The sequence below is a fragment of the Pseudomonas sp. CM27 genome, from assembly GCF_013179515.1.
Lineage (GTDB): Bacteria > Pseudomonadota > Gammaproteobacteria > Pseudomonadales > Pseudomonadaceae > Aquipseudomonas.
Genome location: NZ_JABMCN010000030.1, coordinates 1 through 23,939, shown reverse-complemented (window position 1 = coordinate 23,939; position 23,939 = coordinate 1). Strand labels below are relative to the sequence as shown.

General features: G+C 61.7%; 22 protein-coding genes and 1 pseudogene. 11 read left to right on the top strand and 12 right to left on the bottom strand.

Annotated features, from left to right (window positions below):
- Positions 1–152 precede the first annotated feature (152 nt).
- A complete protein-coding gene (gene fdhD, locus HP547_RS06010) occupies positions 153–983 on the bottom strand; it encodes a formate dehydrogenase accessory sulfurtransferase FdhD (RefSeq protein ID WP_172226504.1) in 831 nt (276 codons plus the stop codon).
- Positions 984–1,153: 170 nt separating this feature from the next.
- Between fdhD and lysM the strand changes: the two genes are divergently transcribed.
- The gene (lysM, locus tag HP547_RS06005) at positions 1,154–1,594 is read left to right on the top strand and encodes a peptidoglycan-binding protein LysM (protein ID WP_172226507.1); all 441 of its coding nucleotides are present in this window, start codon (positions 1,154–1,156) and stop codon (positions 1,592–1,594) included.
- 112 nt (positions 1,595–1,706) lie between these two features.
- Here lysM and yrfG read toward each other — a convergent pair whose 3' ends face one another.
- Positions 1,707–2,369 carry a GMP/IMP nucleotidase gene (yrfG, locus tag HP547_RS06000; protein ID WP_172285735.1) on the bottom strand — a complete coding sequence of 221 codons (663 nt, stop codon included), beginning with the start codon at positions 2,367–2,369 and terminating at the stop codon, positions 1,707–1,709.
- 64 nt (positions 2,370–2,433) lie between these two features.
- Here yrfG and nudE point away from each other — a divergent pair, with 64 nt between their 5' ends.
- On the top strand, positions 2,434–3,000 hold the full coding sequence (gene nudE, locus HP547_RS05995; protein WP_172226512.1) for an ADP compounds hydrolase NudE: 567 nt from the start codon (positions 2,434–2,436) through the stop codon (positions 2,998–3,000).
- Positions 2,997–3,815 carry a 3'(2'),5'-bisphosphate nucleotidase CysQ gene (gene cysQ, locus HP547_RS05990; protein WP_172226515.1) on the top strand — a complete coding sequence of 273 codons (819 nt, stop codon included), beginning with the start codon at positions 2,997–2,999 and terminating at the stop codon, positions 3,813–3,815. Before nudE ends, cysQ begins: the two co-directional genes overlap by 4 nt.
- 138 nt (positions 3,816–3,953) lie before the next feature.
- On the opposite strand, the gene HP547_RS05985 is transcribed toward cysQ, so the two are convergent.
- Genes HP547_RS05985 through rfbC form a run of 4 tightly spaced genes read right to left on the bottom strand, consistent with a single transcriptional unit; the run spans position 3,954 to position 8,214 of the window.
- Positions 3,954–4,409: a YiiD C-terminal domain-containing protein gene (locus tag HP547_RS05985; RefSeq protein WP_172226518.1), complete on the bottom strand. Its 456-nt coding sequence runs from the start codon at positions 4,407–4,409 to the stop codon at positions 3,954–3,956.
- Complete coding sequence (locus HP547_RS05980) at positions 4,406–5,815, bottom strand: sigma-54 dependent transcriptional regulator (protein ID WP_172285734.1); 1,410 nt, start codon at positions 5,813–5,815, stop codon at positions 4,406–4,408. Before HP547_RS05980 ends, HP547_RS05985 begins: the two co-directional genes overlap by 4 nt.
- Positions 5,812–7,626, bottom strand: coding sequence for an ATP-binding protein (locus HP547_RS05975; RefSeq protein ID WP_172226524.1), 1,815 nt, complete (start codon positions 7,624–7,626; stop codon positions 5,812–5,814). Before HP547_RS05975 ends, HP547_RS05980 begins: the two co-directional genes overlap by 4 nt.
- A gap of 42 nt (positions 7,627–7,668) precedes the next feature.
- A complete protein-coding gene (rfbC, locus tag HP547_RS05970) occupies positions 7,669–8,214 on the bottom strand; it encodes a dTDP-4-dehydrorhamnose 3,5-epimerase (RefSeq protein ID WP_172226527.1) in 546 nt (181 codons plus the stop codon).
- Between the two features lie 264 nt (positions 8,215–8,478).
- On the opposite strand from rfbC, the gene aguA reads away from it, so the two are divergent.
- Both aguA and HP547_RS29540 read left to right on the top strand, forming a co-directional pair.
- Positions 8,479–9,585 carry an agmatine deiminase gene (aguA, locus tag HP547_RS05965; RefSeq protein WP_172285733.1) on the top strand — a complete coding sequence of 369 codons (1,107 nt, stop codon included), beginning with the start codon at positions 8,479–8,481 and terminating at the stop codon, positions 9,583–9,585.
- 183 nt (positions 9,586–9,768) lie between these two features.
- Complete coding sequence (locus HP547_RS29540) at positions 9,769–9,966, top strand: hypothetical protein (protein WP_256676268.1); 198 nt, start codon at positions 9,769–9,771, stop codon at positions 9,964–9,966.
- A gap of 100 nt (positions 9,967–10,066) precedes the next feature.
- Here HP547_RS29540 and HP547_RS05960 read toward each other — a convergent pair whose 3' ends face one another.
- Positions 10,067–12,139 carry a TonB-dependent siderophore receptor gene (locus HP547_RS05960; RefSeq protein ID WP_172285732.1) on the bottom strand — a complete coding sequence of 691 codons (2,073 nt, stop codon included), beginning with the start codon at positions 12,137–12,139 and terminating at the stop codon, positions 10,067–10,069.
- Between the two features lie 420 nt (positions 12,140–12,559).
- Here HP547_RS05960 and HP547_RS05955 point away from each other — a divergent pair, with 420 nt between their 5' ends.
- A complete protein-coding gene (locus HP547_RS05955; RefSeq protein ID WP_172285731.1) occupies positions 12,560–13,879 on the top strand; it encodes an OprD family porin in 1,320 nt (439 codons plus the stop codon).
- Positions 13,880–13,921: 42 nt separating this feature from the next.
- Here HP547_RS05955 and HP547_RS05950 read toward each other — a convergent pair whose 3' ends face one another.
- The 4 genes from HP547_RS05950 to HP547_RS29535 form a co-directional block, all read right to left on the bottom strand.
- Positions 13,922–15,586, bottom strand: coding sequence for an FMN-binding glutamate synthase family protein (locus HP547_RS05950; RefSeq protein ID WP_172285730.1), 1,665 nt, complete (start codon positions 15,584–15,586; stop codon positions 13,922–13,924).
- 89 nt (positions 15,587–15,675) lie between these two features.
- Positions 15,676–17,043: an ATP-binding protein gene (locus HP547_RS05945; RefSeq protein ID WP_172285729.1), complete on the bottom strand. Its 1,368-nt coding sequence runs from the start codon at positions 17,041–17,043 to the stop codon at positions 15,676–15,678.
- Position 17,044: 1 nt separating this feature from the next.
- Positions 17,045–17,764, bottom strand: coding sequence for a response regulator (locus HP547_RS05940; RefSeq protein ID WP_172225712.1), 720 nt, complete (start codon positions 17,762–17,764; stop codon positions 17,045–17,047).
- Between the two features lie 95 nt (positions 17,765–17,859).
- On the bottom strand, positions 17,860–18,012 hold the full coding sequence (locus tag HP547_RS29535) for a hypothetical protein (RefSeq protein WP_256676267.1): 153 nt from the start codon (positions 18,010–18,012) through the stop codon (positions 17,860–17,862).
- Between HP547_RS29535 and HP547_RS05935 the strand changes: the two genes are divergently transcribed.
- The 3 genes and pseudogenes from HP547_RS05935 (at position 18,011) to HP547_RS05925 (ending at position 21,066) form a co-directional block, all read left to right on the top strand.
- Positions 18,011–20,203, top strand: a complete 2,193-nt coding sequence (locus HP547_RS05935; protein ID WP_256676266.1) for a TonB-dependent siderophore receptor — start codon at positions 18,011–18,013, stop codon at positions 20,201–20,203. The genes HP547_RS29535 and HP547_RS05935 overlap by 2 nt on opposite strands.
- A gap of 194 nt (positions 20,204–20,397) precedes the next feature.
- A pseudogene (locus HP547_RS05930) lies at positions 20,398–20,626 on the top strand (DUF4160 domain-containing protein).
- Positions 20,614–21,066: a DUF2442 domain-containing protein gene (locus HP547_RS05925; protein ID WP_172285727.1), complete on the top strand. Its 453-nt coding sequence runs from the start codon at positions 20,614–20,616 to the stop codon at positions 21,064–21,066. The pseudogene HP547_RS05930 and the gene HP547_RS05925 overlap by 13 nt, the downstream one beginning before the upstream one ends.
- Positions 21,067–21,295: 229 nt before the next feature.
- Here HP547_RS05925 and HP547_RS05920 read toward each other — a convergent pair whose 3' ends face one another.
- Positions 21,296–21,763 carry a hypothetical protein gene (locus HP547_RS05920; protein WP_172285726.1) on the bottom strand — a complete coding sequence of 156 codons (468 nt, stop codon included), beginning with the start codon at positions 21,761–21,763 and terminating at the stop codon, positions 21,296–21,298.
- Between the two features lie 391 nt (positions 21,764–22,154).
- Between HP547_RS05920 and HP547_RS05915 the strand changes: the two genes are divergently transcribed.
- Both HP547_RS05915 and HP547_RS05910 read left to right on the top strand, forming a co-directional pair.
- Entirely contained in the window at positions 22,155–23,453 is a 1,299-nt protein-coding gene (locus tag HP547_RS05915; RefSeq protein WP_172285725.1) for a hypothetical protein, read from the top strand.
- 4 nt (positions 23,454–23,457) lie between these two features.
- Positions 23,458–23,939 (top strand): hypothetical protein (locus HP547_RS05910; protein ID WP_172285724.1); only part of this gene is annotated, 482 nt, incomplete at its 3' end.

The window sequence follows — 23,939 nt, the reverse complement described above, 5'->3', positions numbered from 1 at the left end:
ATTGAAATCCGACGAGTAACACGAGTTGTACACAATTCTCTAAGTTACTGTATTTGCTGTGAAACTTAATCGATTTTTGGCTGTCTGAGACCTTTATGACGAAGCCCTGAACCGCAATGGAACAGGGCTTTTCTCGTTTTTGGTGCAGGCAATCACGATAGCGCCGCTGGGCTATAGACCCGCGGTGCGCTGTGCTTGGGCAAGTGGATAAGGTTGAGGTTGTGCTTGCGCGCCCATTGCAGGGCAAGCCCGGTGGGCGCCGACAGGCTGACCAGGGTCTGGATACCGGCGCGCAGTACTTTCTGGATCAGCTCCAGGCTGCAGCGGCTGGTGACGATGGCCAGGCCGCCCTGGCTATCGATGCCCTGGCGCAACAGGGCGCCGATCAGCTTGTCGAGGGCGTTGTGCCGGCCGATGTCCTCGCGGCCGATCAGCAGCTGGCCCTCGCGGTCCATGAACAGCGCCGCATGCACGGCGCCGCAATGTTGGCCCAGCGGCTGGAAGGCATCGATGCGCTCACGCAAGCCGGCCAGCCATTGCGCTGGCGGCAAGGGGGCGCCGGGCAGCTCGGCCAGTTCCGGCAGGGCCTGCTCCAGGGCTTCGACCCCGCACAGCCCGCAGCCACTGGTGCCGGCCAGCTGACGGCGCTGGTTTTTCAGGTTCCAGAATGCCCGGCTGGATATTTCCAGTTCGGCATACATCGCCGAGCCGTTGCCGGAGAGTTTCAGGTCGTAGATTTCTGCGGTGCCTTCGACAATGCCGCTGCCGACGCTGAAACCGACGGCAAAGTCTTCCAGGTCGGTGGGGCTGACCAGCATCACCGCTTGGTTTAGCCCGTTGTAGGCGATGGCCAGGGCCACTTCTTCAGCCAGCGGGGTACGGTCGCGTTCGCCGTCGCTGAGCTGGACATAATCGTAGGTATTGCTGGCGGCAGGCATGGCCAAGGGCAAGGAGGCCGTGCACACCGGAGGCTTGCTGTTCATCTGGGCTGTCGGCTGCTTTCTGATAGCACCAGCCTAGGCTCGCGGGCCGGCGGCGTCTAGTCGCCAGGCTCTATGCCTTGATAGACCGCGTCGATGGGATGCAGAGGGGCGCCAGGGGAAAAGCTGGCCTAGACTGCTGAGTCCGAGGTCTCGACAACAAGGAGAGCGCTATGAGTCTGTTCAGTTTCGTGAAGGAAGCCGGCGAGAAGTTGATCGACCTGCTGACCCCCGGCAACGCCAACGCCGAGGAACAGCTGAAGAAACACGTGGAAAGTGTCGGCCTGGGCAACCCCAACATCACGGCCACCGTAGACGGAGACAAGATCATCCTCAAGGGTGAAGTGGCCAGCCAGGAGGAGAAAGAGAAGATCATCCTGGCAGCGGGCAACATCAATGGGGTGGCCAGTGTCGATGACCAGATCACTGTGACCGGGCCGGTGGTGAAAGCGGCAAGGTTCGTCACGGTGAAGAAGGGTGACACGCTGTCGGCCATCTCCGTGGTCGTCTATGGCAACGCCAATGAGTACAACAAGATCTTCGAGGCGAACAAACCGATGCTGTCGCATCCGGACAAGATCTACCCGGGGCAGGTGCTGCGCATTCCTGAGTAATCCCTACTGCCCGTGCCGGCCCATTCGCGGGTAAACCCGCTCCCACAGGTACAGCGCCAACCGTAAATGGGGCGCTATACCTGTGGGAGCGGGTTCACCCGCGAAGAGGGCCTCACAGGCCTGCCAACAACTCCCGGTAGTCCTCGACCGCCGCAAACTCCTCGGTGTCCCGCAGCCCTGCCTGGCTGTCCGGCTGGCGCACCGCCAGCAGATGCCCCACGCCAAACCGCCGGGCACTGCGCAGAATTGCCAGGGTGTCATCTATGAACAGGCTGCGCGCCGGCTCGAAGCCGATATCCGCCTGCAGCGCATCCCAGAACTGCGGGCTTTCCTTGGGGTAGCCGTAGTCGTGCGAGCTGATCAGCCGCTCGAAGTACGGCGCCAGCTCCACCCGCTCCAGCTTCAACGACAGCGAATCGCGGTGGGCATTGGTGATCATCACCACGCGCTTGCCCGCCTGGCGGATGGCTGCCAGAAAGGTATCGGCATCCGGGCGCAGGGCGATCAGGTGGGCAATTTCCTGTTTCAGCTCGCGAATCGGCAGGCGCAGTTCGCGGCTCCAGAAGTCCAGGCAATACCAGTTCAGCGTGCCGGCATTGCGCTCGAACAGCGGCTGCAGCTCCATTTCTGCCATGGCCCGGCTCACACCATGCAGCTCGGCGTAGCGCTGGGGCAGGTGGTGCAGCCAGAAGCGGTTGTCGTAATGCAGGTCGAGCAGGGTACCGTCCATGTCCAGCAGGACGGTATCGATGTCAGACCAGGGAAGAACAGGCATGGGAAACTCTCGTTCAGTCGGCAAGCCACGGTATAGTAACCCGTTCACGCCAAGGAGCCGCCCCATGCGCCAGAAACCCACCGTACTCAGCCGCGAAATCGTCGCCAGCAGCCGCCTGTTCCGCGTCGAAGCCGTGCAATTGCGCTTCAGCAACGGCACCGAGCGCACCTATGAGCGCCTGGTGGGCCGGGGCAACGGCTATGGCGCGGTGATGATCGTGGCCATGCTCGATGCCGAGCACGCCGTACTGGTGGAAGAATATTGTGGCGGCACTGACGAATACGAGCTGTCGTTGCCCAAGGGCCTGATCGAGCCGGGCGAGGATGTGTTGGCGGCGGCTGATCGGGAGCTCAAGGAAGAGGCCGGTTTTGGTGCTCGCCAGCTGGAGCACCTGACCGAGCTGTCGCTGTCCCCGGGCTACATGAGCCAGAAGATCCAGGTGGTGCTGGCCACCGACCTGTATGAAGAGCGCCTGGAAGGCGACGAGCCGGAGCCGATGCGGGTCGACAAAGTGAACCTGCGTGAGCTGTCGGCGCTGGCCATGCACCCGCAGTTCACCGAGGGGCGTGCGCTGGCGGCGCTGTACCTGGCCCGGGACCTGCTGATCCAGCGGGGGTTGATGGACGCATGAACGACCAGCAACTGATGCATGAAGTGGTCAAGCTGGCGCTGTCGGCGGGTGAGGCCATCCTGCCGTTCTGGCGTGCCGATGTGGCTGTGATCACCAAGGCCGACGATTCGCCGGTGACTGCTGCCGACCTGGCGGCGCACCGGGTAATTGCGGACGGGCTGCAGGCACTGGCGCCGCAAATTCCGGTGCTGTCGGAAGAGGACTGCAACATTCCGTTGGCCGAGCGCCAGGGCTGGAGCCGCTGGTGGCTGGTCGATCCGCTGGACGGCACCAAGGAGTTCATCGCCGGCAGCGAGGAGTTCACCGTCAACATCGCCCTGGTCGAAAACGGCGAGGTGGTGTTTGGCGTGGTGTCGATGCCGACCAACGGGCGCTGCTATTTCGGTGGGCGTGAGCTGGGCGCCTGGCGTGCGGAGGCGGGTGAGGTCGCGCAGCCTATCCAAGTGCGCAACGCGCCGCCGCCGGGCGAGCGTTTTACCGTGGTGGCCAGCCGTCGGCATTCCAGCCCGGAGCAGGAAGCGCTGCTGGCGGGTTTGGGGGCTGCGGTGGGTGAGCTGGAGCTGGCCAATATTGGCAGTTCGTTGAAATTCTGCCTGTTGGCCGAGGGCAGCGCCGATTGCTATCCGCGGCTCGCGCCGACTTCACAGTGGGATACTGCGGCGGCGCAGGGCGTGGTGGAAGGGGCAGGTGGCGAGGTGATCGGGGTTGATGGCCTGCCTTTCCGGTATCCGCCGCGTGAGACGTTGCTGAACCCGTTTTTCCTGGCGTTGCCGGCCGCTGCAAGCTGGCGCCAGGCCTTTCTGAAGCTGATCTAGCAGCGGTTGCAGGAGGGGCTGCGGAAGCGGCAAATGCCGCGACAAGCACCTGTCAGCCCTGATGCGATCCCTGTGGGAGCGGCTTCAGCCGCGATCACCGGCAAAGCCGGTGCCATCCACCCCAGTGGTCGCTTCGCCTCAGCGGTGCAGCACGTACTGCCCACTGAACCTGACCGCCGGCTCGTCACTCCCGGCATTGCTCACTGTGGTCTCCAGCATCAGCCGCGCCCGCCCGCGGCGCTGGTACATGGCCAGGAACCGCTCCCAGGCCTTCTCATCCGGCGCTGCACACCGCGCAACCGCCGCACCGGTCACCGGCAGCGGATAACTGATCTGCCCTTCGTGGATGACGATATGCCCGTCATCGATCCCCAGCTCGCGCAGGCGCAGGTGCAACCAGCCCCAGCCCACCAGCACCGCCGCGCAGTACAGGCTTCCGCCGAACATGGTGCTCTTGTGGTTGACGTTGGCCGCCAATGGCAATTGCAGGCGCAGGGTGTGCTGCTGCCAATCGATCACTTCCAGGCCCATTTCACGGGTCAGGGGGATGTCGCTGTGCAGTACGGACTGCAGGTACCGGGTATCGCTGCTCATTGACGGTGGTCCTCTTGATCATCATGCCCGCCGCTGCCGCCCTCGAAGCTCAGCGCATGCTTGCGCAGCTTGTCGTGAAGGGTCTTGCGTGGGATGCCCAGCGCCTCGGCGAGGCTGCGCATGGAGCTGTGCGGCTGGGCCAGTTCGGCAGCGATCAGCGAGCGTTCGAACTGCTCGACCTGCTCGCTCAGGTTACCGCGCGGTACCGCTGCCGAAGGCGTTGTCGCCGGTGGCGCCTGGCTGTCCAGGGCCAGTTCCAGGCCAAGGGCGAAGCGCTCGGCGGCGTTTTGCAGCTCGCGCACGTTACCCGGCCAGGTATGGCGCAGCAGCAGCGCGCGCTGCGCCGGCTGCAACGCATGCGGCGGCAGGCCGTGGCGTTGGCTGGCGGCGTCGGCGAAATGCTGGAACAGCACCAGAATGTCATCGCCGCGCTCGCGCAGCGCCGGAATACGCAGCGGCGCCACGTTCAGGCGGTAGTACAAGTCGGCGCGGAAGCGCCCCTGGTCGGCGGACTGGCGCAGGTCTTCCTTGGTCGCGGCAATGATGCGGATATCCAGCGGGATCAACTGGTTGCCGCCCAGGCGCTCGACCACCCGTTCCTGCAGCATGCGCAGCAGTTTTACTTGCACGTCCAGGCTCATGCTCTCGATTTCGTCGAGGAACAGCGTGCCGCCGTTGGCGAACTCGAACTTGCCGATGCGGCGTTTTTGCGCACCGGTGAACGCGCCGGGCTCATGGCCGAACAGTTCGCTCTCGACCACCGACTCGGCCAGCGCGCCAGCGTTGATCGCCACGAATGGCCCATCGCGGCGGCTGGACAGGTCGTGCAGGGCGCGGGCCACTACTTCTTTCCCGGCGCCGGTCTCGCCCAGGATCAGCACATCGGCGCGGGTCCCGGCCAAGGCGCCGATCTGCTCGCGAAGGCGCTGCATGGCGGGTGAGTGGCCGACCAGGCGGGTGGCCAGTTGCTGGCGGTCGCTCAGGGCCAGGCGCAGGCTGCGGTTGTCCAGCACCAGCCGGCGCAGGGCCAGGGCGCGGCGCACGCTGTCGAGCAGGGCGTCGCTGGCAAAGGGTTTTTCCAGGAAGTCGTAGGCCCCGGCGCGCATCGCCTGCACGGCCAACGGCACATCGCCGTGGCCGGTTATCAGCAGCACCGGCAGTTCGCTGTCGCGGGCGTGCAGTTGCTCCAGCAGTTGCAGGCCATCGATGCCCGGCATGCGGATATCGCTGACCACCACCCCCGGCCAGTCGGCCTCGATACGGTCGGCCAGGCCTTGGGCATCGGCCAGGGCGACCACCTTGAGGCCGGCCAGATCCAGGGTCTGGCTCAGGGCCTGGCGCAGGTGCGGGTCATCGTCGACCAGAATGACCTGGGCCTGGTTGTCGATCTGTGTCTCGGTGGTCATGCCGAGGAGTCCTCCGAATTGGGCAAAGTAGCGCCAGGCGCAGCCACACGCAGCTGCAAGGTCAGCAGCGCGCCACCTTCCGGGTGGTTGGCCAGCAGCAGTTCACCGCCCAGGGCGCGCATCAGGCTTTCGCAGATGGCCAAGCCCAGGCCCAAGCCTTGAGTGCTGGTCTTGGTGGTGAAGAACGGCTCCTTGGCCTGCTCCAGGGCCTGGCGGCTGAAGCCGGGGCCGTTGTCGCGGATGTACAGGTAGACGCAGCCATCGCGCTGCTCGGCACTTAGCCACAGGCGGCGCGGGTTGGCCTTTTCGGTGAGGGCGTCGAGGGCGTTGGCCAGCAGGTTGCCGAGCACCTGGCGCAGGCGGGTTTCACCGGCCTGCACCCACAAGGTGGCTTCCGGCAGGTCGCGGATCAGCTCTACGGCCATTGCCCGGCGACGCTTGGCCAGCAGCGCCAGGGCATCGTCCAGCGCCGGCTGCAACGCCACGCTTTCCGGCGCATGTCGGTCGCGGCGGGCGAAGGCGCGCAGGTGGGCAATGATCGAGGCCATGCGCCCGGTCAGTTCGCCGATCAGCTTGAGGTTGCCGCGGGCGTCTTCGGTGCGCTGGTGGTCCAGCAGCACTTCGGCGTTTTCCGCGTAGCTGCGGATGGCGGCCAGCGGCTGGTTGAGCTCATGGCTGATGCTGGCCGACATGGTACCGAGCACCGAAAGCTTGCCGGCCTGCACCAGCTCGTCCTGGGCACGCACCGCCTCCTGCTGGGCGTTCTCGCGCTCCAGCACGGCACGCTTGAGCCGGGTATTCAGGCCTTCAAGGTCGGCGGTGCGCTCGACCACGCGCTTTTCCAGCTGCTGGCGGCCACGCGCCTCGAAGTCGATGCGGTCGATGTAATGGCGGCGCCGCTGCATCACCAGTCCGGCCAGCAGCATCACTACCAGCAGGGTGCCGGCGCCGATCGCCATCACCGTCTGCACCGAGCGGTCGACCAGCATGCGCGGGGCAAGGATGCTCACCTGCCAGCCGGTTTCCTTGATGTCGCGGGTCTGGGTTAGCCAGGCATCGGGGTTGAGCATCAGCGGTTGTGGTGCCTGGGTCGGGTAGGGCTGGATGGCGATGATGGCCTGGCGCTCGGCTTCGGTCAGCGCACGGGTGGCACGGAAGCGCCAGTCCGGGCGCGAGGTGAGAATGACCACGCCATTGTGATCGGTCAGCAACAGCTGTTCGGGGGTGCGACCCCACAGGGTCTCGGTGTGGTCGAGGTCGACCTTGACCACCAGTACGCCGACGATGCGCTCGCGGTCATGCACGGCGGCGGCAAAGAAATAGCCGCGCTTGGCCGAGGTGGTGCCCTGGCCGAAGAAACGGCCCAGGCGGCCGGCCATGGCCTCGTTGAAGTAGGGGCGGAAGGCGAAATTGCGGCCGACGAAGCTGTCGTGCTTGTCCCAGTTGGAGGCCGCCAGAGTGTTGCCGCTGACATCCATCAGGTACATCACTTCGGCACCGGTCTGCTGCACGATGCCCTTCAGCAATCGGTTGGCATTGGTCACGGCTTCCAGGCGAAACGGGTCGTCAAGTACACCCCGCAGCGCCGGCAGGTCGCCGAGGATCTGCGGCAAGGTTTCGTAGCGGTGCAGGGTGCCGAGCAGGTTGGCGACGTACAGGTCGAGAGTCTGGCGGTTCTGCGAGGCCAGTTCGTCCTGGTAGTAACGTTCGGCCAGATGGTGCAATGGCCACAGCAACGGGGCCAGGCACAGCGCCAGCAGGGCCAGGCTGCGCCAGCGGGGACGGCGTGGAGGCGTGGGTTTTGCAATCATCAGATCAATGCGCCAGAAAAGTCTGACGCAATTATGCGCTAGTTAAGGCAGCAGTTCCGCCTCTGCCAGCGGCAGGCCGACCTTGTCCTTGTCCGACAGCAACGGTGGCTGCTGCAGGCCCCAGTCGATGTCCAGCTGCGGATCGTCCCAGCGGATACAGCGGTCGGCGCTGGGGTTGTAGTAGTCAGTGGTCTTGTAGAGGAACTCGGCCGATTCGCTCATCACCGCAAAGCCATGGGCGAAGCCTGGTGGAATCCACAGTTGACGGTGGTTGTCGGCCGACAGGTGCACGGCGACCCACTGGCCGAAGGTTGGCGAGCTTTGGCGCACATCCACGGCGATATCACGGATTTCGCCCTGCACCACGCGCACCAGCTTGCCTTGGGTGTTTTCCACCTGATAGTGCAACCCGCGCAGTACCCCTTTGATGGACCGCGAATGATTGTCCTGCACGAACGCGACATTCAAGCCGGTCTGCCGTGCGAACTCACGGGCGTTGAACGCCTCGAAGAAAAAACCACGGCTGTCACCGAAAACCTTTGGCTCGATGATCAGCACTTCGGGGATTGCGGTAGGAATGATGTCCATGGCGGCTCGCTGTCCGATTGCCCAAGTATTGGCCTCGCTGCAGTCTACCCCACGGCGATTGAACAGGATGCACAAGGTGTGGCTATGGTGGATGGCAGACCCGTCGAGGTGTTGGAGCAGGCGGTTTTTTGTCGATTGTTATCGGCTTTATTTTGCAGTTGAAGTCAAAATTCCCCGATGCACGGGCTTTAAATATCGATATGTATCGGTTATAAAATGACGATTGCCCCGGCACCAGGCTCAGGGCCATCACAGAGGTTACCCATGAAAACCCTCAATTCCACGCCCCGTGCCGATGGTTTCCACATGCCCGCCGAGTGGGCGCCGCAAACCCAGGTGTGGATGGTCTGGCCGGAGCGCCCGGACAACTGGCGCCTGGGCGGCAAGCCGGCGCAAGCTGCCCACGTAACACTGGCCAAGGCCATTGCCCGCTTCGAGCCGGTGACTGTCGCAGCCTCTGCCGGCCAGTACGAAAACGCCCGTCGCCAGCTTGATCAGCCTAACATTCGGGTGGTCGAAATCAGCAACGACGACGCCTGGGTGCGTGACACCGGGCCGACCTTCGTCATCAACGACCAAGGTGAAGTGCGCGGCGTGGACTGGGGTTTCAATGCCTGGGGCGGCTTCGATGGCGGCCTGTACGCACCGTGGAACCGCGACGAGGAGCTGGCGGCCAAGGTTCTGGAAATGGAGCGTTGCCAGCGTTACCACACCGAAGGCTTCGTGCTCGAAGGCGGCTCGATCCACGTGGACGGTGAAGGCACCGTGATCACCACCGAGGAATGCCTGCTCAACCGCAACCGCAACCCGCACCTTGGCCGCGAGCAGATCGAAGCGGTGCTGCGCGAGCAACTGGCGGTCGACACCGTGGTCTGGCTGCCGGATGGCCTGTACAACGATGAAACCGACGGCCACGTCGACAACTTCTGCTGTTACGTGCGCCCAGGCGAAGTGTTACTGGCCTGGACCGATGATTCCAACGACCCCAACTACGCCCGCTGCCATGCGGCCATGAAGGTGTTGAAGAACACCCGCGACGCCAAGGGCCGTGAGTTCATCGTGCACAAGATGCCGATTCCTGGCCCGTTGTTCGCCACCGCCGAAGAGTGTGACGGTGTCGATCAGGTGGCTGGCAGCCAGGAGCGTGACCCGTCGGTACGCCTGGCTGGCTCGTACGTGAACTTCCTGATCGTCAACGGCGGCATCATCGCGCCAAGCTTCGACGACCCGGCAGATGCCGAAGCCAGAGCGATCCTGGCGCAAATCTTCCCTGATCACGAAGTGGTGATGATCCCCGGCCGTGAATTGTTGCTGGGTGGGGGCAACATCCATTGCCTGACCCAACAGCAGCCAGCGCCGATCAAGCGCTGAAAAGAAGCTGTTAGAAAGTAGCCCGTCCTGGTGACGGGCTTTTTTTTCTGCGACGCCCGGCAGCCCGTTTTGGCATATGTTTTGTATTGTTTTCAGATAGATAGCTTGGCCAGGCCGGGCTCTCGGATCTGTAACAATACTTACGTAAATTAGCCGCTCACGGGCCAGGGAGTACTTGGAGAAATGAACGCAGCAAGTGAGTCGGCTTTGCGCCCATCAGCAGTGAATCACCGATCGCTCAGGGTTGTGGCGACGTGGCTGAAACACCATGGATGCATCAGGGTCAGGACGACCGACCCACGACGTCTGCTTGCCGGACGCTACCCCCAAGGGCTGATCAGCGAGGCAGAGATGCAGGCGCTGATGGCGGTGTGGCACTGATCGATCGGTTCACCCTGTGCCGGCCTCTTCGCGGCTGAAGCCGCTCCCACAGAAACAGGAGCGGGTTTGCCCACGAGGAGACCGGCACAGCCAATAACGTTCAGAAGCTGTAACTGCCCGTCACCACCAGGCTACGCGGGTCACCCACCTGGATCTGCGCCGCACTGGTCGCCGAACTGTAGTAGGTCTTGTCGGCAATGTTGCTCAGCGCCGCCCGCACATCCCAGTCATGCGTGCGATACCCCGCCAGCGCATCCCAGCGGCCATAGCCCGGCAGCACTGTGGTGTTCTGGTTGTCCGCATAACGCTCGCCGACCAGTGTCAGACCGGTTTCGGCATACCAGCCCAGCTCTGGTTTCCAGGTCACGAACAGGCTGCCGTTGCGCTTGGCCACATCGTTGATGCGGTTGCCTTCCTGGCCATTGTTGTCCTTGACGATGATCGCATCCTGCAGGCCGATGCCGCCGCGTACATACCAGTTGCCGACGATGTTGCCGGTTGCCGTCAGCTCGATGCCGCGCGAACGCTGCAAGCCGCTGAGCAGGATGACTTGCGGGTCGTTGGCGTCGCGGGTGCGACGGTTGTACAGCTCCAGCTCATAGACGGCGAGGGTGGTGCTGAGGCGCTGGTCCAGCCATTCGCTTTTCACCCCGATTTCCTTCTGCCGGGTTTCCTCTGGCTTGGTGTCGTTGGTGTTGCCCGGCGCGCCCGGAGTTATGCCGATCAGCCCACCGCCTACCGGTGAGAAGGTCTTGCTCCACGAGGCGTAGAACGAATGATCGCGCCATGGGGTGTAGACCACGCCCAGGCGGGGGCTGGTGCTGGTGCTGTCCTGCGGTTCGCTGAAGTTTTCCTTGTTGGTGGTTTCCACTTCGAACTGGTCGAAGCGCACGCCGGCAAGGATCTGCCACTGATCGTTCAGGCGGATCTGGTCCTGCAGGTAAAGGCCGCGGCTGTCGACCACAGTGTGGTTGTTGCTCGCGACCGTCAGCGTGCCGTTGTGCGGCTGGCTGGGCTTGCCCAGGCCCGATAGCGTCTGGTTGCCGGCGCTGTACAGCAGCGGGTCGCGCTTCTGGTTGCCGAACTCCAGGCCCAGCAGCAACTTGTGCTCCAGGCCCCAGGTGTCGAAATCGCCCTCGGCCTCCAGGTTGTTGAACAGGTTGCGGGTGTTCAGGTCCTGCTGCCAGCGCTGGCGGGTCAGGGTGTCAGTGCTGGCGTTGTAGCCGGTGACGTAAGTGTTGTCGAACTCGCTGTCGAGCTTGAACAGGCCCAGGGTATGGCGCAGCTGCCAGGTTTCGTTCAGCTGGTAGTTCAGGCGCGAGCGCAGCGACTGGGCGCGGTCGTCGATGTAGTCGCGGTGGGTGTCGCCATAGGTAGTGCTGCGGCTGACGTCGGCCGGGCGGCCGTTGACCCCGGGGATGCCACGGTCGGGTGTGCGGTTGTAACGGCTGTACTCGTACTGCACCAGCCAGTTCAGGTCGGGGTTGATCTGCCAGCTGATGGAGGGGGCGAACAGCTGGCGGCTGCCATCGATGCCGTCGAGGAAACTGTTGTTGTCCTGGTTGCCCATGTTCAGGCGCAGGCTGACGGTGTCGCTGAGGTCGGTGCTGAGGTCGGCGTACAGGCTGCGCAGGTCTTCGCTGCCCGCCTGTGCTTCGAGGGTTGAGCGGCGCCCTTGTTCCGGCGCCTTGCTGACCCGGTTGACGATACCGCCCTGGCTGCCACGGCCATACAGCACTGCCGCCGGCCCCTTCAGTACCTCGACCCGCTCGATGTTGTGCAGGTCGCGGATGTACTGGCTGTCATCGCGAATCCCGTCCAGGTAGAAGTCGTTGCTGGCGTCGAAGCCGCGAATGCGCACGCTGTCGAAGCGGGTGTCGGCGCCGCTGCTGACGTTGGGGATGCCTTCCAGTGCCTTGCCCAGGGTATTGCTGCCGTAGTCCAGTACGTTGGCGGTCTTCACGCTGTCGATGGCCTGCGGCACGTAACGCACCGGCGTCGAGGTGCGGGTGGCGGTGCTCACCTCCTTGACCTGTGGGTTGTCCCTCTCGCGTTCACTGTCGGCGGTGACAGAGAGTTCCGGCAGCGTAGTGGAAGCGGCGCTGGCCAGGCTGGCGCTGACCAGCAGCGACAGGCCAAGCGTGAGGGGGGAAAGGCGGCAGGGAACAAGCATGGACACATCCGGACCGGGCAGGTGGAGGTGCGAATGGTAATGCTTGCTATTTGCTCCTGCTGAAGTATTTGTAAAGGGTTGTCTTTACATATGTATCACTTTGTAAATATGCCTTAAGAGGGTGATGGCCGCCTCAGATATTCGTCCGATTAGTCAGGAAGACAAATCCTACAAAAGACAAAATTCCCGCCTACAGCGCGATCATGCGTGGAAATGCCCCGTGACAACGCTTTATTTTGGTTATATCAACCTGCATTTCACGTTTTTTTGACATTTGTAATCGCGCGCGGCTAGGATTCGGCCACGGCCTGCCGTGCAGGCCCGCCAGTCTGGATCCGCATAGCGTCGAACCTACGAAGGGGCGTTGGTTCCTGGCGTCAAATTGCGCAGTGTTTTTGATTAATAATTTAGGAAAACAACATGTTGAAAACCAGGATCAGCCTGGTCGCTCTGGCGATGATCGCCGCGACCCAGGCCCAGGCCAATGAGCAGGCCGACAGCAAGGGCTTCATCGAGGACAGCCACGCCAACGTCCTTCTGCGCAACGCCTACATCAACCGTGACAAGAAACACGGCACCGACGACCAGATCGAATGGGGCCAGGCGGTCATCGCCAACTTCTCCTCCGGTTTCACCCAGGGCACCGTCGGCGTCGGTGTCGACGCATTCGGCCTGTACGCCCTGCGCCTTGACGGCGGCAAAGGCCACAACGGTGGCGGTGGCGTCGACTTCTTCAAGCCGCACGAAACCACCAACGCCGATGGCAATGCCAGCTCGCCGCACAACCTGGCCCGTGGTGGCGCTGCCGTCAAATTCCGCATCTCCAACACCGTGCTGAAGTACGGTGACCAGATGCCGGCCCTGCCAGTGCTGCAGTACGACGATGCACGCCTGCTGCCAGAAAGCTTCACCGGTACCCTGATCACCTCGAAAGAAATCGAGGGCCTGGAACTGAACGCTGGCCGCTTCACCCAGGAAGCGCGCAAGAGCGCCGAGCGCCGTGACGGTGGTGGCCTGAAGTCGATCAATGTCCTTGGTGGTAGCTACAAGTTCACCGACAACTTCAGCGGCTCGCTGTACACCTCCGACAACGAAGACGTGATGCGCAAGCACTACCTGGGCCTGAACTACGTCTTCCCGATCGCCAGCGACCAGTCGCTGACCCTTGATTTCAACGGCTACAAGTCGGACATCAACAACAAGTTCGTCAAGGCTGCAGGGCTGAACGGCAACTCCAACACCATCTGGAGCCTGGCCGCCACCTACGCCTACGGTGCGCACTCGTTCACCCTGGCGCACCAGCGCAGCACCGGCAGCACCGGCTACAACTACGGCTTCTACCAGAACGCCGGCGGCGTGGGTGACGGTGGCTCGACCATCTACCTGGCCAACTCGTACTGGTCCGACTTCAACGCCGAAGACGAGCGCTCCTGGCAGCTGGGCTACGGCCTGGACTTTGGTGCCTACGGCATCCCGGGCCTGACCTACAAGCTGGCCTACGTGGTGGGTGACAACATCAACACCCGCAACGTTGCCAACCCACAGGGCTTCGGCGAGGGTAAAGAGCGCGAGATCTTCAACCAGATCCGTTACGTGGTGCAGGACGGCCCGGCCAAGGACCTGTCGGTCAAGCTGCGTAGCTCGTTCCTGCGTACCAACAACGCCGTGCAGCAGAACGGTTACAACGACGACGGCAACGAAGTCCGCGTATTCGTCGAGTACCCGATCAGCATCTTCTGATCCTGATCTGATGGTCTGGGGCTGCCTTGCGGCCCCAGGCTTTCATGCCGGCTCGGCAGCCCTGCGCCGAACCCCTGCAGCCCGCACTTCCCCTTCCCCGGTCTCCGGCGCAAAGCTGTCGCTACGTGCCATCCGCCACATCCGCGCATAAAATTCGCTTTCGATCGAGCCGCTGAGCAATTCGCCCGGCTTCAGAAACGTGTGCAGGTCCGAAAACAGCCCGATTTCACTGGGGCTGACCCGCCGTGCCAAATGTTTGGGCTTCAGCTCCGCAGGGTGCTCCAGGCCAGCGGCCGCCAGCATCTCGGCCAGCGCGTGCAGGGTGTTGCGGTGGAAGCTGGCGACCCGCTCGGCCTTGTCCGGCACCACCAGTGCGCGCTGGCGCAAGGCGTCCTGCGTGGCCACGCCGGTCGGGCATTTGTTGGTGTGGCAGCTCTGCGACTGGATGCAGCCGATGGCGAACATGAAGCCACGTGCCGAATTGACCCAGTCCGCCCCGATGGCCAGCACACTGGCAATGTCGAAGGCACTGACGATCTTGCCCGCCGCGCCAATGCGGATGCTGGCGCGCAGGTTCAGGCCGACCAGGGTGTTGTGCACGAACATCAGGCCTTCGCGCATCGGCACGCCCATGTTGTCGCTGAACTCCCGCGGCGCCGCGCCGGTGCCGCCCTCCTTGCCATCGACAACGATGAAGTCCGGGGTGATACCGGTGGCCAGCATGGCCTTGGCAATGCTCATGAACTCCCACGGGTGACCCAGGCAGAACTTGAAGCCCACCGGCTTGCCCCCCGACAACTCGCGCAGGCTGGCCACGAACTGCAGCAGCTCGACCGGCGTGCGAAAGGCGCTGTGCGCTGCCGGCGAAATGCAGTCCTCGCCTACGCGCACGCCACGGGTTTCGGCAATTTCGCGGCTGACCTTGTGACCCGGCAGGATGCCGCCGTGGCCCGGTTTGGCACCTTGGCTGAGCTTGACCTCGATCATCTTCACCTGCGCCGAGCGCGCCTGCTCGGCAAAGCGTTGCGCATCGAAACGCCCGTCCGCTGTACGGCAGCCGAAGTAGCCGCTGCCAATTTCCCAGATCAGGTCGCCGCCGTGTTCGCGGTGGTAAGGGCTGATGCTGCCTTCGCCGGTGTCATGGGCAAAACGGCCCATGCGTGCGCCGCGATTGAGTGCGGCAATGGCGTTGGCGCTGAGGGCGCCGAAGCTCATGGCCGAGATGTTGAAGATCGACGCCGAGTACGGCAGGCGGCATTGCGGCCCGCCAATGGCAATGCGGAACGAGGCCGGGTCTGGCGTGGCCACCGGCAGCATCGAATGGCTGATGAACTCGAAGCCGGGCTTGTAGGCATCGTTGAGCGTGCCGAAGGCTTTCTCGGCGCTTTCATTCTTGGCGCGGGCGTACACCAGCGAGCGCTGTGATCGCGAGAACGGCAGTTTGTCATCGTCGCCCTCGATCAGGTACTGGCGGATTTCCGGGCGGATGGTTTCGATCAGGTAGCGGATGTTGCCCAAAATCGGGTAGTTGCGGCGCACCGCATGATGGCTTTGGCGCAGGTCGTTCAGGCCGACCAGGCTCAGCAGCGCAGTAAGCAGTGTGATCGGCCACAGCCAGGCATGTTGCGGCAGCAGTGGCAGGCTGGCGAAGCTGAACAGCAGGCAGATGGTGAGGCAGGCGTAGCGGCTGGGAAGAGAGTGTTTCATGGGTCCATCGCAGGCAGGATGACCGGGCCTAGGATAGGCAAAGGCAGGCCAGGGAAAACCTGGGCAATCGGTAAAAGACTGTTACCTGATCAGATGGGCAGCAGCACGCTGACCCGCAACCCGCCGCCTTCGCGGTTCGACAGCATCAGCCCACCGCCATGGCTGCTGGCGATGCGCAGGGCGATGCTCAACCCCAGGCCATAGCCGCCGGACGCCTGGTTGCGCGATCCTTCACCACGCACGAACGGGTCGGTGATGGTCGCCAGCAGGCCCGGCGCAATGCCTGGCCCACGATCGTCGATATGGATGAACACCCCGGTGGGCGCCCGTTCCAGTGTGACCGAAACATCCTTGGCGTAACGCAACGCATTGACCAGCAGGTTTTGCAGGCAGCGCTGCAGCAGCAGGGCATCGACCTGCAGGCTGCCCGCCTGGCCGTGCACCGGCAGCGGTTCTTCGGCAGTGGCCAGGTCGGCGCACTGGCGTGCTACCAGCCGGTCCAGGTCCACCTGTTGCAAATTCTGCTGCTCCCCCGCGCGCAAGTAGTCGAGCACCTGGCCGATCATGTCGTCCATCTGCGTGATGTTCTGCCGCAAGCGCTGGCGGTGTTCGTCGTCCGGCAGGCGTTCCAGGCGCAGGCGCATGCGCGTCAGCGGGGTGCGCAGGTCGTGGGACACGGCGGCCAGGAAGTAGGCTTTGTCATTGACCATCTCGATCAGCCGCTGCTGCATGGCGTTGAAGGCCTGAGCCGCCTGGCGCACTTCCTCCGGCCCATCCAGCGCCAACGGCGGTTGCTCCAGGTTGCCTCCCAGGCCGCGGGCGGCATCGGCCAGACGTCGCAACGGGCGCAGGCACAGACGCACGGCAATCAGGCACACCAGTAATACCGCGACAATGCGCAGTGCATACACCCGCACCAGGTAGTCGCTGATCAGCACCCAACCCGACTCGCCGCTCCAGCCTTGCAGCTCCTGGCCGTCGATGGTCAGCCAGTGGCCATCGGCCAACGGCACCGCAAATTCGATATGCGCATGGGCGGTGCGCAGGCCGAACAGGCTGCGCCAGACGATCGGCTGGCCAAGCTCATCAGTCAGTTGCACCCTCAACAGGCGCACCTCCTGTGCGTGCCCCAGCTCGTACTTGAGGGCCTGTTGCAGTAGCAGTTCGACGCGGCGGCGCCCGCGGCGCTCGTCATGCCCCGGCGCAGGTAGCGTCTGGGCGCAGCGTAACTGGTAATGGGCCGGTGCCTGTTGCCCGCCGCCGTGGCAGGAAGCGCTGGCAATCAGGGGGGCGCTGCGCGCCGCGATCAGCCGCACAGGGGCTTCGAGTACCTGGGCAAAACGCACGTCGAACCAGATGCTGCTGGACATCAACTGGATCGCCAGCGTACCGCTGACCATGATCAGCAGCAGCTGGCCGAACAAGGTGCGCGGCCACAGCCGGCGAAGCCAGCGCATGTCAGGAATCGGCCAGGTGGCTGGCGACGCTCAGCAGGTAGCCTTCGTTGCGGATGGTGAGGATTTGCGCGGCACCCGCCGGCGCCCGGCGCAGGTGCTGGCGCAGACGGCTGACGCACATGTCCACCGAGCGGTCGTCGGGCAGGTGATCGCGGCCAAATGCGCTGCGCGTCAGCTGGTCGCGGGACACCACCCGGTTGTTGGCTTCGAGCAATTCGCGCAGCACACGATAGTCGGAACGGGGCAGGGTCAGCGTCTCGCCGTCGGGCCGGGTGAGCAGGCGTTTTACATGTTCAAGACGGAACCCGGCGAACAGCCGGGCGTCCGCCGCCGGCTCTTCGGCGGTGCTGTCCAGGCGTTGCGGGCGACGCAGCACGGCCTTGATCCGGGCGATCAGTTCACGCGGTTCGAAAGGCTTGGCGAGGTAGTCGTCGGCACCTACTTCCAGGCCGATGATGCGGTCCAGGGTGCTGCCCTTGGCCGACAGCATGATCACCGCCAGCCCCGGCGTGGCCTGCAACTGCCGGCACAGGCTGAGGCCGTCCTCGCCAGGCAGCATCAGGTCGAGCACCACCAGGTCCACTTTCTGACGGGCCAGCTGTTCACGCATCTGCCCGCCGTCGGCAGCTGCCAGCACGCTGTAACCGGCATCCGTGAGGTAATCACATAGAAGTTCGCGGATCTCGTCGTCATCGTCGACAACCAGCAGGGTCGTGCTCATACGCAAAAAAAACCTGTTCGGAGAGGGCCGAGGGCACTCGTTACGTTCAATTACATCCCCGTACATGTCGGGTCTGGAGCCGGGAGGGCCGATGCCTAGAATCCTAACAAAAAATCATCTGCAAATACGAAGCCTTCCCAAATGAATCCCAAGAGCACCCCGAAAGCTTTCATTCCCATCAGCCAAAATGGCAATCGCCTCAACCCCTTGGCCTTTTTCATCGCCGTCGCCATCAGTGGTGGCGTCATGGCGGCAGACAGTAAACCGCTGGAGCTGGATGCCACACAGATCGAGGACAGCGCACTGCTGCCCGCCGACGACGCAGGCCAACTGGGTTACACCGTCGAGCGCACCCGCAGCTCCACCGGCCTGAACCTGACGCCGCGGCAAACGCCTCAGTCGGTCACCACCATTACCCGCCAGCAAATGGAAGACCGCGGCATCCACACCATCGAACAGGCACTGGAAACCACGCCCGGCGTAACGGCCAACAAGTCCGAGGTGGGCGGGCGTACCGACTACCGTGCCCGTGGCTATTCGATCAGCAACTGGAAGGTCGATGGCCTGCAGACCCAGGGCGGCTCTGACTTCAGCGGCAGCGGCAACGCGCTGAACATGGACCTGTACGAGCGCATCGACATCGTGCGCGGCGCCAACGGCCTGCTGGGCGGCACCGGCGACCCCTCGGCCACCGTCAACCTGATCCGCAAGGCGCCGACCAGGACCTTCGGTGGCAGTGCCTACGCCAGATATGGCAGCTGGGACAAACGCCGCCTGGGCGCAGACCTCAACCTGCCGCTGTCCGAGGACGGCCGCCTGCGTTCACGCTTCGTGATGACCCAGCAGGACGCCAACTCGTTCCGTGACAACCAGTCCGAGCGCTCCCGCGCAGCGCTGGCCAATTTCGAGTTCGACCTGGACGAGGCCACCACCCTGGGTGCCGGCTACCAGTACGAGTACAACAAGGTGGTGGGTGGCGGCTGGGGTGCGAACATCCCGCTGTGGTACCGCGACGGCAGCAAGACCGACCTGCCACGCAGCACCAACGTGGTGCCCAGCTGGAGCTTTGGCGAGTACACCACCCGCACTGCATTCGGCTCGCTGGAGCACCGCTTCGACAACGACTGGACGCTGGACCTGAAAGCCTCCCAAGCCACCACCGAGGCCCTCAACCATCGCGGCTTGGCCAAGGTCAATTCGGCTGGGCGCGGCAGCTACGGCGGCTATTGGGACCAGGACGGCAGCGGCGCCGTGTTGAACGGCCTGCACAGCTCCAGCGACACCACCCAGCAATCGGCACAGATCGACCTGTCCGGCCCGTTCCAGCTGTTCGGTCGCACCCATCAGGCCATGGTCGGCTACAACGACAGCCGCACCGTGGGCTGGTCGCCGCAATACACCTGCACCATGGTTGGCGACGGCATGGCCAGCGCGCCCGCGCTGGGCTGCCAGTTCCGCGCCAACAACGGCTTCCCGGTCAGCAACTGGCACAATGGCGTGGATGATGACTATGACATCATCGCCTCGCGTACCGGCCTGCACAGCAAGACCACCACCCGCCTGCAGGGCATGTATGCCGCTACCCGCCTGAGCATTACCGACCCCTTGTCGGTGATTGTCGGCGTACGCACCAGCAACTACTCGTCGGTTACCCGCAGCGTGGCCGGTGAGCGCAGCAGCCAGGAAGAAAACGGCATCGTCACCCCGTACCTGGGTGCGGTCTACGACCTCAACGACAACTACTCGCTGTACGCCAGCTACACCGACATCTTCACCCCGCAAACGTCGGAAACCGTGAGCGGCAGCAAGGTCGAGCCGATTCGTGGGCAAAGCTACGAAACCGGGGTCAAGGGCGAGTGGTTCGACGGCCGCCTGAACGCCTCGGCGGCGTACTTCCGCACCAAGCAGGAAAACAAGGCCGTGCTCGATGGCGACCTGACCACGCCGACTGGGGCCAGCGCCTACAAGGCAGGCTCCGGCGTGGAAACCGACGGTATCGACCTGGAAGTCGCCGGCGCGCTGACCCCCAACTGGAACGTGTACGCCGGCTACACCTACCTGCACTTCCGCCGCATCGACAGCGACGGCCGCAGCGACCCGTCGCACCTGTTCAAGGCCTCGACCACTTACCGGATGGGCGGCCCGCTTGACCGCCTGACCGTGGGTGCCGGTGTGACTGCACAGACCAACATCCGCGCCATTTCAAGCCCGGCCGGCCAGCCCACCAATGGCGTGAGCAACGGTGCCACCGACGTCAACTGGTCCGGTTATGCCATCTGGAATGCCATGGCCAAGTACCAGCTGACCGATGATGTGAGCGTCACCCTTAACGCCAACAACCTGTTCGACAAGCACTACTACACCCAGTATGGGTTCTATGCCGGAGGCATCTACGGCGACCCGCGCAACCTGTCGCTGACAGTGAGCACTGCGTTCTGACCAAGGCAATCTGGGGCTGCTACGCAGCCCATCGCCGGCAGGCCAGGCTCCTGCAGGGATTGCATCGCGGCTGACAGATGCGTGCCGCAAAATTTGCAGCGCCTGTGAAATCGAGCGCCGCCCGCGCGGCGCATCGCGACGCAAGGCCGCTTGTGTCTGTTGCCGTATCGCCAAATTGGCGATACGGTCAGGCCATGTCTACCAAATACCGATTTCGCGATAAGTACCGCATCGAGCTGAGGGAAAGGGATCATCTACCACCCCTCGTCCAGCTTAGGGCGTGGGGTGGACGTGGTGATCAGTCTGGAATCGGTGACTGTTACCCAAGGCAGGGCACCTGCCACAGTGGTGCAAGAAGCCCTGGCCTGGGTTGCTGCCAATCGGGCAGATTTGTTGAAGGAGTGGATGAAATGGCATCGATGAAACGTCCCCGTCTGAAGGGTGTACAGCCTCGATCGGGCGCCAGCCTTGAGCTCACCTTTACCAATGGTCAGCATTTCACCCTGGATATGAGCGATGCGCTCAAGACGTATCCCGGTTTGGCGCCACTCTCCGAGCGGAAAGCGTTTGAAGGGGTCGTATTGGGCGACGGGGGGTGGTCGGTGGAGTGGCCGTCACTGGATACTCAGATTGGTGCGGATACCCTGCTGCTGGACGCGCTGGCTCAGAACGCCCCTGATGAAAACACCCGCGTTTTCATTCGCTGGCGTTTGCGGCACCGGATGACGCTCGACCAGGCTGCCGAAGCGCTGGGAGTCAGCCCCCGTAGTATCAGCCGCTATAGCAGTGGTCGTGAAGCGGTTCCGCGCACATTGGCCCTGGCTTGCCTAGGGTGGGAGAGTTTGGAGCAGAGTGCCGCCTGATAGGGCTTATTAGTCCTGTCGGAGGGCTTGAGCACTCGCTGTTCTGGTCTGAAGTTGCCGGGGCCGCTTTGCGGCTCATCGCGGCACCAGACGCGGCGTGCTTGTGGATCTATTACGCTGCGCGACGGTGCCGGCTCGGCGGGCCACGGGGTGTCACTTTGGGATAGCGAGTTTGCTCTACGGCCTGGTCGCCACGGCGGTTGCCTCGTAGCGTGGGCAAGCTCTTTTCCTACGATTTGAACTGCGCTCTTGCGTTGTGTGCCAAGGCCCTGTAGTCGTCGATGATGTCTTGCCTGCCATCATCCCCATAGTCTTCGTGAAAATGTCTTTGGAATGGCGCCGTGTGAATCACGGTGTATCTATCGTGCCACCCCCGGGGTAGGGTGATGAGCGTGTGAGGGAGATCTGCATCAAATTGGTTGGCGGTGATATCCAGATTGTGCCCCTCGAGCCTCAGCCAAATGTGCCGTTGCTCCCAGTTTTCCTTCAGCTCACCCGTTATCACGTCGATGCACATGCCCTCGTGTTCCTCACACAGAAACCACGCCAGCAGCAAACTCGCGTACTCACAGCAGCTAGTGGGGAACATGGAAAACAGGCCGAACGCGAACTGGTCAGGAGGGGTTTGCCGGAACGCCGTTGAGAACGCCATGGCGGACTGCGCGACGTCTTGCGCAAGGCTGGGGGAATTCGCCATCTGAGTCATATATCGAAGCCGAAAAACAAAAAGGCCCACCTTTCGGTGAGCCTTTTGAGTACTGCGTATGGTGCGGCACCAGGAGTCGAAAAAGCTCGTAAATAACTGAAAATAAATGTTTTTCTGTTATGTTTTTTTGATTCTATCTCTAAAACTATCCATCGAGATTATCTCCGTTGTTTAACTGGTGAGTGATACTCCGGTTTGGCCCGAATAAATGGCGGTTGAGTATCTAGTAGCAGATGTTTTTGCGCACGGCGTATAAGTGTTCCCTGCAGTATTGAGTTTGCGCTATAAGAACGCTTAAACACCATGAGTGTTTTTTGTTGCATTTCGGAGGACGTAAAAATTATACTGAGCCATCATTCTGATATTGCGGAGGGAATTGAAGGTGCTTCCGAAAGTCTTTGTATACCCTGAGGGACAGCGGATATGGTTGGTTAGAGCTTCCGGCGGAAAGCATTTTCAGAATTTCCTGAAGCACGGCGTTGTTGCAATCGCTCATATCGACAAGTTAATCAAAAAACACGCGCTTGACGAAATTCCCTCTAGAGAGATTTTGCGCAGGTATCTGGAAGCTGAATCTGATAGCTTCTTTGATTCACCTTTAGCAGCACTGAAAAAACTCGATGACAGCAGCACTGAGCTAGAGCAAGATGTTGAGTTGGCCGAGGAAGAGTATTTCGAAAGCAAAATGTCTCTAGCCAACCGCGAAGCGCAGGTGAATAAATTTGCGCAAGAAATGTGCGTGGGTGATCTGGTCGTTACTTTATGTAAGACCCATATAGCTATCGGGCAATTCACATCAGAGTGTTACATTGATGAAGCTGTGTTGGTTAATAAAATATACCGAGGCTCAAAAGAGCCGAAAGTTGAGTATTTAGAGTCTAAGCTACGCAGGAATGTTGCGTGGGGTAAGCCAATTGCACGTGAGCTTCTTAGTGCCGGATTGAAGAAGCCTCTTTTAGCTAGGAATACGGTTTCCAGCTTGGATGAGTATTGGGATAAAATATATTGTTTGATTTATCCTATTTTTGTTCGTTCTGATGTGGTTTACTTCTCTAATCGCGTTGCGAAGAGTGGCCCCGTTGGCACTCGAAGTATGTGCAAGCTGCTTGATTTCGTAGTTTGCACGCAATTGACGACAGATGCTCTGCTGAAACCAACTATGCCTGGTTTTGACTTGGCGAGATTGCTAGAGGACAGCTTGCATGGGACCGACTTCCAAGAAAGATTGACCTCGCAGGCTGAAGTTATGTCGCCTGGTTACTTTCATCACGCAGTTCAGGTGTTGAATGGAGTGAAACCAGACGTCTATGCTCGGGTCTTAGCTTCTTTACTAGCCTTCGGCTTGACTGGGTGCCAAGGTGGGTCTGATGCGCTGACTAGTCTCTCTGAAGAGATAGTATCAACTCTTAAACAAGATGATATGTCCCAGGAGCGAACTGCAAAGCCTGCTGATAGGGATAAAACAGATAAAATGCTTGAGGAGTATAAGCAGATTATGGGCAAGAAAGGGGTTGCAAGTTTGACCTCCAGCCTTGATCTAAAATTAGCTAACGCCGATAGCGCATTGCCGTCTATTTCCTTCTCGCCACAAATAGATATTGAAAGTGGTTCAGAAAAAACCATGGGGCCCAAACAATATTCCAGCGGAACGGGCGAACAGTTCCGCCTTGACTTGGAATAGGGGGGTGACGGTGAGAAACGGAATTTTAGAATTCGTAGGTGGTGCATTCTTACTGACGGCTATTACATATGCTTCAGGAAGAGGCTATTTTAATGGTTACTTTCGAAGCGTGAGAGTAGATCCCGCGTTCGTTGATGTTGCTGTGGATCAAATTTTCTTTGAGGGTGGTAGAGAAATAATCAAAGTTGTAAGCCCTGTTGCGTATCCGCTTTTATTTTTTGTCGTCGCTAGTGTGCTGTTGACGTTATTGGGTACGCTGTATTTGAAGAAGATTGCATCTGCAAGGGCTGAAAATTTGTTGCTCGCCTGTTCGCAGTTGAAAGGAATTTTTTTGCTGGTTGGGATAGTGTGGTTTTCTAACTACCTATTCAATTCTGCAATGAAAAGTGGTGGCGAGGTTGCTGCCACTAATGGGTGTAATTTTGTGGTCGTTCATGTGAACGACAAGGACAGCCAGACGGGATGTCTCATTTACAAGAGCGTGGA

What these genes read in the sequence shown, in the direction of transcription:
- HP547_RS05940 (WP_172225712.1), bottom strand. Translation starts at nt 17,764, where the DNA reads ATGAGCACGACCCTGCTGGTTGTCGACGATGACGACGAGATCCGCGAA.
- HP547_RS05960 (WP_172285732.1), bottom strand. Translation starts at nt 12,139, where the DNA reads ATGCTTGTTCCCTGCCGCCTTTCCCCCCTCACGCTTGGCCTGTCGCTG.
- HP547_RS05955 (WP_172285731.1), top strand. Translation starts at nt 12,560, where the DNA reads ATGTTGAAAACCAGGATCAGCCTGGTCGCTCTGGCGATGATCGCCGCG.
- HP547_RS05985 (WP_172226518.1), bottom strand. Translation starts at nt 4,409, where the DNA reads ATGAGCAGCGATACCCGGTACCTGCAGTCCGTACTGCACAGCGACATC.
- HP547_RS05920 (WP_172285726.1), bottom strand. Translation starts at nt 21,763, where the DNA reads ATGGCGAATTCCCCCAGCCTTGCGCAAGACGTCGCGCAGTCCGCCATG.
- HP547_RS29540 (WP_256676268.1), top strand. Translation starts at nt 9,769, where the DNA reads ATGAACGCAGCAAGTGAGTCGGCTTTGCGCCCATCAGCAGTGAATCAC.
- HP547_RS05975 (WP_172226524.1), bottom strand. Translation starts at nt 7,626, where the DNA reads ATGATTGCAAAACCCACGCCTCCACGCCGTCCCCGCTGGCGCAGCCTG.
- HP547_RS29535 (WP_256676267.1), bottom strand. Translation starts at nt 18,012, where the DNA reads ATGACGCCACCACTGATGGCGACGGCGATGAAAAAGGCCAAGGGGTTG.
- cysQ (WP_172226515.1), top strand. Translation starts at nt 2,997, where the DNA reads ATGAACGACCAGCAACTGATGCATGAAGTGGTCAAGCTGGCGCTGTCG.
- nudE (WP_172226512.1), top strand. Translation starts at nt 2,434, where the DNA reads ATGCGCCAGAAACCCACCGTACTCAGCCGCGAAATCGTCGCCAGCAGC.
- yrfG (WP_172285735.1), bottom strand. Translation starts at nt 2,369, where the DNA reads ATGCCTGTTCTTCCCTGGTCTGACATCGATACCGTCCTGCTGGACATG.
- rfbC (WP_172226527.1), bottom strand. Translation starts at nt 8,214, where the DNA reads ATGGACATCATTCCTACCGCAATCCCCGAAGTGCTGATCATCGAGCCA.
- fdhD (WP_172226504.1), bottom strand. Translation starts at nt 983, where the DNA reads ATGAACAGCAAGCCTCCGGTGTGCACGGCCTCCTTGCCCTTGGCCATG.
- HP547_RS05935 (WP_256676266.1), top strand. Translation starts at nt 18,011, where the DNA reads ATGGCGGCAGACAGTAAACCGCTGGAGCTGGATGCCACACAGATCGAG.
- HP547_RS05950 (WP_172285730.1), bottom strand. Translation starts at nt 15,586, where the DNA reads ATGAAACACTCTCTTCCCAGCCGCTACGCCTGCCTCACCATCTGCCTG.
- lysM (WP_172226507.1), top strand. Translation starts at nt 1,154, where the DNA reads ATGAGTCTGTTCAGTTTCGTGAAGGAAGCCGGCGAGAAGTTGATCGAC.
- HP547_RS05980 (WP_172285734.1), bottom strand. Translation starts at nt 5,815, where the DNA reads ATGACCACCGAGACACAGATCGACAACCAGGCCCAGGTCATTCTGGTC.
- HP547_RS05925 (WP_172285727.1), top strand. Translation starts at nt 20,614, where the DNA reads ATGGCATCGATGAAACGTCCCCGTCTGAAGGGTGTACAGCCTCGATCG.
- HP547_RS05945 (WP_172285729.1), bottom strand. Translation starts at nt 17,043, where the DNA reads ATGCGCTGGCTTCGCCGGCTGTGGCCGCGCACCTTGTTCGGCCAGCTG.
- aguA (WP_172285733.1), top strand. Translation starts at nt 8,479, where the DNA reads ATGAAAACCCTCAATTCCACGCCCCGTGCCGATGGTTTCCACATGCCC.